Below are 8,337 nucleotides of genomic sequence, written 5' to 3'. Positions count from 1 at the left end.
CATAAGCCTCTTTCTTCATCCTGTGTATTTTATTCAGTTTTCAATGTCACAGATGAAGGAAAGGGGCTAAATTTATGCCTAAAAATAAGGTTTTCGGACAGGCTGGGGGGGACTGGTCAATCCAGTTGCCAAATTCCTCGGTGGCATCTGCTTCGAGATTTACCTGTGCCACATGGTGATTTATCGTGTGCTTGAAAAATTACACCTTGTCCATCTGTTTGGTAATGGCTTGCTTGCATATATCTTCACGGCGGTTGCGGTTATTTGCGGCTCGGTGGTGTTCTCGGTATGTGCGAAGTGGTTCTTAAATAAAATTGAAACTTTGATTGTTAATAGGAGAGTTAATCATGTCTGAAGAAAAGAAATTGAATGGTACGGTTATCGTCACTTACCGCTGCAACGCTCGTTGCTCTATGTGTAACCGTTATAAAGCACCTTCCAAACCGGAAGAAGAAATCAGCATCGAGACCATCAAGAAGCTGCCGAAGATGTACTTTACTAACATCACTGGCGGCGAGCCTTTTATCCGCACCGACCTGAAAGATATCGTGCGTGAACTGTACAAGAAATCCGACCGTATCGTCATTTCAACCAACGGTTTCTTCACAGATCGTATCGTTGATTTGTGCAAAGAGTTCCCGCAGATCGGTATCCGTATTTCCATCGAGGGTCTGGAGCAGACCAATAACGAGATTCGCGGCCTGCAGAACGGCTACCAGCGTGGTTACGGCACGCTGAAAAAGTTGCGTGAAATGGGCATGAAGGACGTTGGTTTCGGCATGACCGTCCAGGACAAGAATGCGCCTGACCTCGTCCCTCTGTACAAGATTTCCAATGAGATGGGCATGGAGTTTGCGACTGCTTCTCTGCACAACAGCTTCTACTTTGTTGAGGCAAAGAACATCATCCATGACCGTCCGATGGTTGCTAAGAACTTTGAAAATCTGGTCAATGAACTGTTGCGCAGCAACAGCCCGAAGAAGTGGTTCCGAGCTTACTTCAACCACGGCCTGATCAACTACATCTACGGCCAGAAGCGTCTGCTGCCTTGCGACATGAGCTTTGATACCTTCTTCATCGACCCGTACGGTGATGTTATGCCTTGTAACGGCACCAAGGACAAGGAAGTCATGGGCAACCTGAATACCCAGAGCTGGGAGGAGCTGTGGAACAGCCCGCAGGCAGAAGAAGTCCGCAAAAAGGTTCGTTGCTGTGACCGTGACTGCTGGATGATCGGTTCTGTTTCTCCGGCTATGCACAAGTACATCTGGAAGCCTGCCACATGGGTTCTGGTACATAAGTTCAAGGCACTGTTCACCAAGCACCCGTACTCCATGTATGAGCTGAAGATCTGCCGCGATTACCGTGATGGTAAAGTTACTAAAGAGGAACTCGACAAGTGCAGCACTTGCGATATGTGTGCTGTTGTTAACAATGGTCTGAGTGAAGCATCTAAGGAACAGTTGAAGCACAAGACCGGCGAGGAAATTGTGGATGCTGATATTGCACAGCAGATGAAAGGGTAAATTTTAACGAAATACAGAATAGAATGGACGGTTCTGTGTAGAGATGGGAGTGAAAATTTGAAATTGAGTAATGAATTAATTAGCATTGTTGTACCAGTTTACAATGTAGAGGCTTATATCGATAATTGTGTTTCCAGTATAATGTCTCAAACATATCGCAATATAGAGATAATATTGGTTGATGATGGCTCGACTGATAAAAGTGGCAAGATGTGCGAGAACTTCAAGTTAAAAGATGGCAGAATCCGTGTTATACATAAAAAGAACGGAGGACTATCGGATGCACGAAACAAGGGAATTGATATTGCAACAGGTGCATATATCATGTTTGTTGACTCGGACGATTATATGCCAACGTATGCTGTGGAATACTTATATGAACTATTGACAAAATATGAAGCGGATATTTCAATTGGAAGGTTGGAAATGACAAAAAATCTAAACTCCAAAGGAAATATTGAAACTGGAACAAGTCGCTTGTTTAACAATAAGGAAGCAATCGGCCAATTGCTTTATGCAAACTTGTTTAGTACAAGTGCTCCTGCAAAGCTCTATAAAATGGGATTGTTTAAGGACATTAGATTTCCTGTTGGAAAACTTCATGAGGATCTATATACGACGTATAAGGTGTTTGATAGAGCACAGAGAATTGTATATGGAAGTAATATTGTTTATTTTTATTATCATAGAACTGGAAGTATTACGGCTTCAAATTTCACAGTGAAACGATTGGATGCGATAGAAGCATTAAACCAATTAAGAACAGATATTGATATTGTGGATTATGGCATTCAAAATGCATATTCATCACAAATATTAGAAAACGTGTTCTCGTTCTTTTCTACTAATATCTCGCCTGATGACATAAGAAAATATAAACTTTGGGATCTGGTAAAAGAAAATCGGATGAATGTATTGTTCGATAAATGCGTAAGTAAACGAATTAAAGGCTATGCGATTCTTTCGTTTTTGGGATTGAAGAACACAATGAAAATTACAAAGGAATATTATCTTAGAAAGTGGAAATAGAAATGAAAATCAACATTAAATATTTGATATTTCATATGACGATACTTATAATTCCATTGTTTGCTTTGTCTAGTTTTTTCCCGTTTTCATTGGGGAACAAACTGATTTTGGGTACTATGATAATTGCATATGGATATCTAAATAAGCTCTTGATACGTGAAAACAAAAAAATAATTTTTTTTATATATAACTTTTCTTTGATAGTATATATAGCCTATATGATGGCAATAGGACAGTATGGTGCACTAACAGATATATATTTTTATAGCTATGTCCTTATGTTTACATATTCCATACTGTTTTCAAACCAATCTGTAATTGAAGAATATCAAACATTCTTTAAAAACAACAAAAAGGAATTTGTTTATTCCGTATATATTTTTTACGCATTAGTTGCTATATCTGTTGTTAGCGGGATTGGGTATAGATATAGTGCAGTTGACAAAGCGTGGACACTGTTTGGTCCATTTTCGGTTCAGCATATGTTGGCATATGTGCTACTGGTTATTTACTGCGGTGCATCTATTTACGATAAAGAAAATAGCAGTCTTGTGTTTTTGCTAATGAAAGCAGCAGTTTTTGCAATGACAGTATTAACAGGTGTGAGATCTGCGGCACTTGCATTGTGTCTCTTGGTTGTATGCGATTATATTTCCATGAAAAATAAGTCACGAAAAAAGACTATAGTTGTTATTGCAATTATTGGTTTGGTCATTCTTGCAACACAAACAGATATTTTGGTAAATAATAGCTTGATAAATAAAACAGTTACAGCTATTAATAATGGCTCGATAACAAACGGACGAGAATGGTATAGAAAAGTTCAAATTGAGGCATTTGTGAATAAGAGTAATGTAATTCAAAAACTACTTGGAGTAAGTATACCGGGAGTGACGGAGTATATGCATCAAGCGTTAAGAGTTCATATACAAGCACATAACGATTATATTAATACTCTAGTCGGTTATGGAGTAATTGGATTTGCATTTTTTTTGATAAACCAAGTAAATCTGTGTAAGGTCTGCGACAGTTTCTTGAGTAAAATTTTTTTGGAATTTTTTATTTTTTTGTTGGCTTATTATAATGGATTCACTTTGTATATTATGCTTACAGCATCTTTACCGATAGTTCTTTGCTTCTTTAAAGAAAAAAAGGTAGGAAAGAGAAGGCATTTATTTATTTTCAAAACATATAAGAGGTACTAAATGAAGACATTGTTATTTGTAACACCATGCTTAAGTTTTGCAGGTGCAGAGAAAATTCTTTGCTGGGTAGCTGAAGAATTTTCAAAATGTGATTATAATGTTCATATTTTGAATTTGAATCTGCTTGACAATAATTCGAAATATTCAGTTGATGGGTTGACCAACATTACACTGCACACGCTGAAAAAAAAGTATATAAAAGGATTGAATAATTTTTTCAGAGTATTAGAGTTGGCAAAGCTTGCAAAAGCTATTAATGCAGATTGTATAATAAGTTTTACTCGATATCCATGTGTGCTGAGCGTGTTGGCTGGTAAAATTGCTTGTGTTCCGACTATCATTTCTGAACGAGGGGATCCATATCAATATGAATATGGATTGAAAAATAAAATTGATTTCATGATTTTGAATGCTGCCGCAGGATGCGTTTTTCAGACTGAGTATGCGAAAAAAGCGTATTTAAAGAAGTTGGCAACCAAGAGTATGGTGATACCGAATCCTGTCTTTAAAAAAGACGAAAGTCGATGGGATAAGGATTCAGATGAAATTGTAATATCTGTTGGAAGGCTAGATAATCAGCAAAAAAGATATGATGTTATGGTTAACGCATTTGAACGATTTCATGCAGATTATCCAAATTATAAGTTGCACATCTATGGAAGAGGCTTGGATGAGAATAAAATAATCAAAATGGTAGAGGAAAAAAAACTAACAGATTGTATCCGGTTTAAAGGACTTTCAGAAAATCCTACACCTTTGTTATGTCAAGCACAAATATTTCTCATCACATCTGATTTCGAAGGAGTGCCTAATGCTCTTTTGGAGGCAATGGCGGTTGGAATGCCGGTGGTTTCGACAGATTGTTCGCCGGGAGGAGCGAAGTTTTTAATTAATGATCATTGCAATGGCTTAATAGTTCCTGCGGGTGATGTTAGTGCTATTTCAAAAGCACTATCTGAATTTGCTGGAAATAAGGATTTGAGAATTAAGTGCGGTGAAGCTGCACACGATGTATGTAAGCGGTTTGAGCCGAAAGCTGTTTTTTCGCTGTGGAAGGGATATTTGGAAACCATACTGCAATAAGACGAATTGAAGGGAGGATTTATTTTGATCTATTCGGAAGTTAGAGGCCGTTGTGGAAATCAGATGTTTCTTTACGCAGTCTCGAGACAATTAGAAATGTTTTATGGAAAAGGAATAACGTTTAATTTTTATCAAATTGAAAAAGAAAATATTAAAGATAAGACGTGGAAAGATGATTTGGCGGTATTCAATGTTGAGCCATATGCAAAAGAATCATATGATAAACAACTTGTCATGATACATGGGGATTTATCACAGAAAATAGTTTTTAATATTTATAGATTGATTTGTAAAATACCGTGCAGTTCGAGACCCGCTTTTTATAAAAGACAGGTGATGCTGCAGCCTATCTTAAATCATTTTGGTATATATGATATGGTTCATGGCTATTATCCTTTGAAGAAAAGCAAGAAGAAAAATCAATTTGTTTGCGGAACATATGAAGATAAACGCTTCTTTGAAAATATTAGAGAGGAGTTGCTGTGTGAGTTTACCACAAAGGCTCCGGTAAAGGATGAAAATATTGAATTGATGAAACATATAGAAGAATGTGAAAGTGTATGTGTTTCTTTTAGAAGAGGTGATTTTTTAGAAAAAACAAATAAATCGTTAAGAGATATATGTGATTTGCAATATTACAAAAGTGCTATTGCTAAAATGAAAGAAGAAATCCCTAATGCAAAATTTTTCTTTTTCTCAGATGATATAGATTGGGTACGCAAAAATTGTGATTTTGGCGTGGAATTATTTTATGAGACAGGGCATGATGATATTGGCGAAAAAATGCGATTAATGAGTTCATGTAAGCATTTTATTATGTCCAATAGCACTTTTTGTTGGTGGGCACAATATCTATCAAAAAATGAAAAAAAGGTCGTGATATCACCTGATCATTGGTTTAATATGGATGGGTATCGTCATCAATTAATTGGAGAGGACTGGATACTGATTAAATGCTAAATAATAGTGAGAATTTAACTAAATCCCAGAAATTGTCTTTAACAACTTTGACATCTCTGACCTTTCAAGTGTTAACCATAGTTTCTGGTTTTATTTTGCCAATACTTCGTTTGAAATATTATGGGTCAGAAATAAACGGTCTGGTAGTGTCCATAACACAGTTCCTCGGATTGATTTCATTCTTGGATTTAGGAGTTGGACAGGTAGTACAGGCAAATCTATATGAGCCTCTCGCAAAAGATAATTTTGAATTAACCTCCGACATTCTAGCATCTGGAAAGAAGTTCTTTAGGACGCTTGCGAAGATATTAGCTATTTATTCAGGTGCTCTTGCAATTTTATATCCGTTTATTGGAACATCAAATTTTGACTATTGGTTTGTGTTTCTTTTGGTTTTGATTTTGTCCATAGACTCTTTTGCACAATATTATTTTGGAATAACATATCAATTGTTACTTAATTCTGATCAAAGAGGCTATGTTCAGTATACATTACAAATCATTACCGTTTTAATGAATCTAATTTTATCGGTTGTATTGATAACTTCTGGTTTTGGAATACATACTGTAAAACTTCTTACCTCGCTGATATATCTTTTGCGTCCGATTGGAATGTATTGGTATGTCAGAAATAAGTACAAAAAGATTGATTTCAAAAAGAAAATCAACTATGAACCAATCAAGCAGAAATGGAATGGGTTTGCACAGCATATTGCAAGTGTGGTATTAAACAATACGGATACGGTGGTTTTAACACTTTTTGCAACACTAAACGATGTTTCTGTATATGCAGTTTATAATTTGGTTGTGTCAGGAGTTAAGCAATTGTTTACCTCAATGGTACAAGGAATCCAGCCAGTTTTAGGAGAATTTTGGGCAAAGAGAGAATATAAGGAATTAAATAATTTCTTCGGTTATGTGGAATGGGTTATTCATACAGCGACGATTTTTCTCTTTGGCTGTACAGCAACCTTGATTGTTCCATTTGTGGAAGTGTATACAAAAGATATAACTGACTGTAACTATGTTGCTGTGGCGTTTGGAATTCTTTTGACAGCTGCTCATGCGGCTCATTGCATTAGACTCCCTTATAATCTAATGGTTATCGCGGGTGGACATTTCAAGCAAACACAATCATGTTATATTATTGCCGCGGGGATTAATATCGGCGTTTCGGTTCTAGCTGTTTATAAATTTGGGCTTATAGGCGTAGCTATTGGAACTTTGATTTCGATGGTTTATCAGACTGGCTGGCTAGCGGTTTACTTGTCTAAAAACTTAATCAAATGGAATCTTGCAATTGTAATAAAACAGCTAATTATAGATTTGATTTCTGTAATTGTTGCATACAGTGTATCGTCTCTTTTTGAACTCGGAACATTGACATATGCTAGTTGGGTTGTTTTGGCGTTAAAAGTAGCTATAGTATGGCTTATGGTTATTGTTCTTGTTAATTTTGTTCTAAAAAAAGACTATCTAATAAAGACGATTGGTTTGGCGAGAGCAAGAACGACTAGGGGAGGAAAATAGGATGGGTTTTATTGCTGAAACTCTAAAAAATCCGTGGCATTTTGCAATTTCACTATGGACACGAGGAATGTTAGACGGTTTGCCGGATGATGCTTTCCTAAAGTTGGTGTACAGAGGAATTTTTAATAAGAGACTAAATTTGCAAAATCCACAGACATTTAATGAGAAACTTCAATGGTTGAAGATTCACGATCGAAAAGATATTTACACTACTATGGTAGATAAGTATGAAGCTAAAAAGTATGTGGCTGAACGTATAGGTGAACAATATATTATACCGACACTTGGAATATGGGATAGGTTTGAAGACATTGATTTTGACGGGTTGCCAAATCAATTTGTATTGAAGTGTACGCATGATTCGGGAGGCTTAGTTATTTGCAAAGATAAAAACAATTTTGACAAGGAAAAAGCAAGGAAAAAAATTGAGGCTTGCCAGAAAAGGAATTTCTATAGTTATGGTCGTGAGTGGCCTTATAAAAATGTTAAGCCTAGAATCTTAGCTGAAAAATATATGAAAGATGAATCTTCCGAGGACTTGAAAGATTATAAATTCTTTTGCTTTGGGGGACAAGTTAAGTGCTTCAAGGTCGATTTTGATCGTTTTGTTGAGCATCATGCCAACTACTATGATGAATCAGGGAATTTACTCCATTTTGGTGAAGCAGCTTATCCACCTAAAAAGGATGCAAACATTTCTTTGCCTGATGAACTAAAACAAATGGAAGAACTTGCTGAGAAACTAGCGGATAATATGGCTTTTTTACGAGCTGATTTTTATGATATTAGTGGACAGATTTATTTCGGCGAACTAACATTTTATCCTGCGTCCGGATTTGGTAAATTTACAGATGAAGCATGGAATGAAAAACTTGGATCGTGGATAAAATTACCGGGGAGACTGTCCGAAAACTCGGATAATCTAATCTGATGAGAAAAAGATTGATATGCTCTTGTGAGCGTTCAATATAAATTAAAATTGCACATTGAAAACTGAATAAAGTA

General features: G+C 36.3%; 7 protein-coding genes. All 7 read left to right on the top strand.

Translation table 11 applies throughout. The features are described 5' to 3' along the window. The first annotated feature begins 347 nt into the window (after positions 1-347). The 7 genes from ACTNB8_RS15845 to ACTNB8_RS15815 are packed head-to-tail and all read left to right on the top strand — an operon-like array spanning position 348 to position 8,263. Entirely contained in the window at positions 348-1,526 is a 1,179-nt protein-coding gene (locus tag ACTNB8_RS15845) for a radical SAM/SPASM domain-containing protein (RefSeq protein ID WP_441056042.1), read from the top strand. Between the two features lie 57 nt (positions 1,527-1,583). Continuing rightward, entirely contained in the window at positions 1,584-2,555 is a 972-nt protein-coding gene (locus ACTNB8_RS15840) for a glycosyltransferase family 2 protein (protein WP_441056041.1), read from the top strand. A gap of 2 nt (positions 2,556-2,557) precedes the next feature. Continuing rightward, on the top strand, positions 2,558-3,760 hold the full coding sequence (locus ACTNB8_RS15835; RefSeq protein ID WP_441056040.1) for an O-antigen ligase family protein: 1,203 nt from the start codon (positions 2,558-2,560) through the stop codon (positions 3,758-3,760). Beyond that, positions 3,761-4,843, top strand: a complete 1,083-nt coding sequence (locus tag ACTNB8_RS15830; protein WP_441056039.1) for a glycosyltransferase — start codon at positions 3,761-3,763, stop codon at positions 4,841-4,843. 24 nt (positions 4,844-4,867) lie between these two features. Next, a complete protein-coding gene (locus tag ACTNB8_RS15825) occupies positions 4,868-5,803 on the top strand; it encodes an alpha-1,2-fucosyltransferase (protein WP_441056038.1) in 936 nt (311 codons plus the stop codon). Then, on the top strand, positions 5,797-7,332 hold the full coding sequence (locus ACTNB8_RS15820) for a sugar isomerase (protein WP_441056037.1): 1,536 nt from the start codon (positions 5,797-5,799) through the stop codon (positions 7,330-7,332). Before ACTNB8_RS15825 ends, ACTNB8_RS15820 begins: the two co-directional genes overlap by 7 nt. A 1-nt stretch (position 7,333) precedes the next feature. Continuing rightward, complete coding sequence (locus ACTNB8_RS15815; RefSeq protein WP_441056036.1) at positions 7,334-8,263, top strand: ATP-grasp fold amidoligase family protein; 930 nt, start codon at positions 7,334-7,336, stop codon at positions 8,261-8,263. Positions 8,264-8,337: the final 74 nt, after the last annotated feature.

It is taken from the genome of Blautia sp. HCP28S3_G10 (assembly GCF_052065235.1).
In the GTDB taxonomy this organism is placed as follows: domain Bacteria; phylum Bacillota; class Clostridia; order Lachnospirales; family Lachnospiraceae; genus Blautia_A.
Note: the sequence above shows the minus strand (reverse complement) of the source record. Positions and strands in the feature narration are given on the sequence as shown.

Coding starts and splice junctions, on each gene's coding strand:
- ACTNB8_RS15830 (WP_441056039.1), top strand. CDS start 3,761: ATGAAGACATTGTTATTTGTAACACCATGCTTAAGTTTTGCAGGTGCA.
- ACTNB8_RS15815 (WP_441056036.1), top strand. CDS start 7,334: ATGGGTTTTATTGCTGAAACTCTAAAAAATCCGTGGCATTTTGCAATT.
- ACTNB8_RS15820 (WP_441056037.1), top strand. CDS start 5,797: ATGCTAAATAATAGTGAGAATTTAACTAAATCCCAGAAATTGTCTTTA.
- ACTNB8_RS15845 (WP_441056042.1), top strand. CDS start 348: ATGTCTGAAGAAAAGAAATTGAATGGTACGGTTATCGTCACTTACCGC.
- ACTNB8_RS15835 (WP_441056040.1), top strand. CDS start 2,558: ATGAAAATCAACATTAAATATTTGATATTTCATATGACGATACTTATA.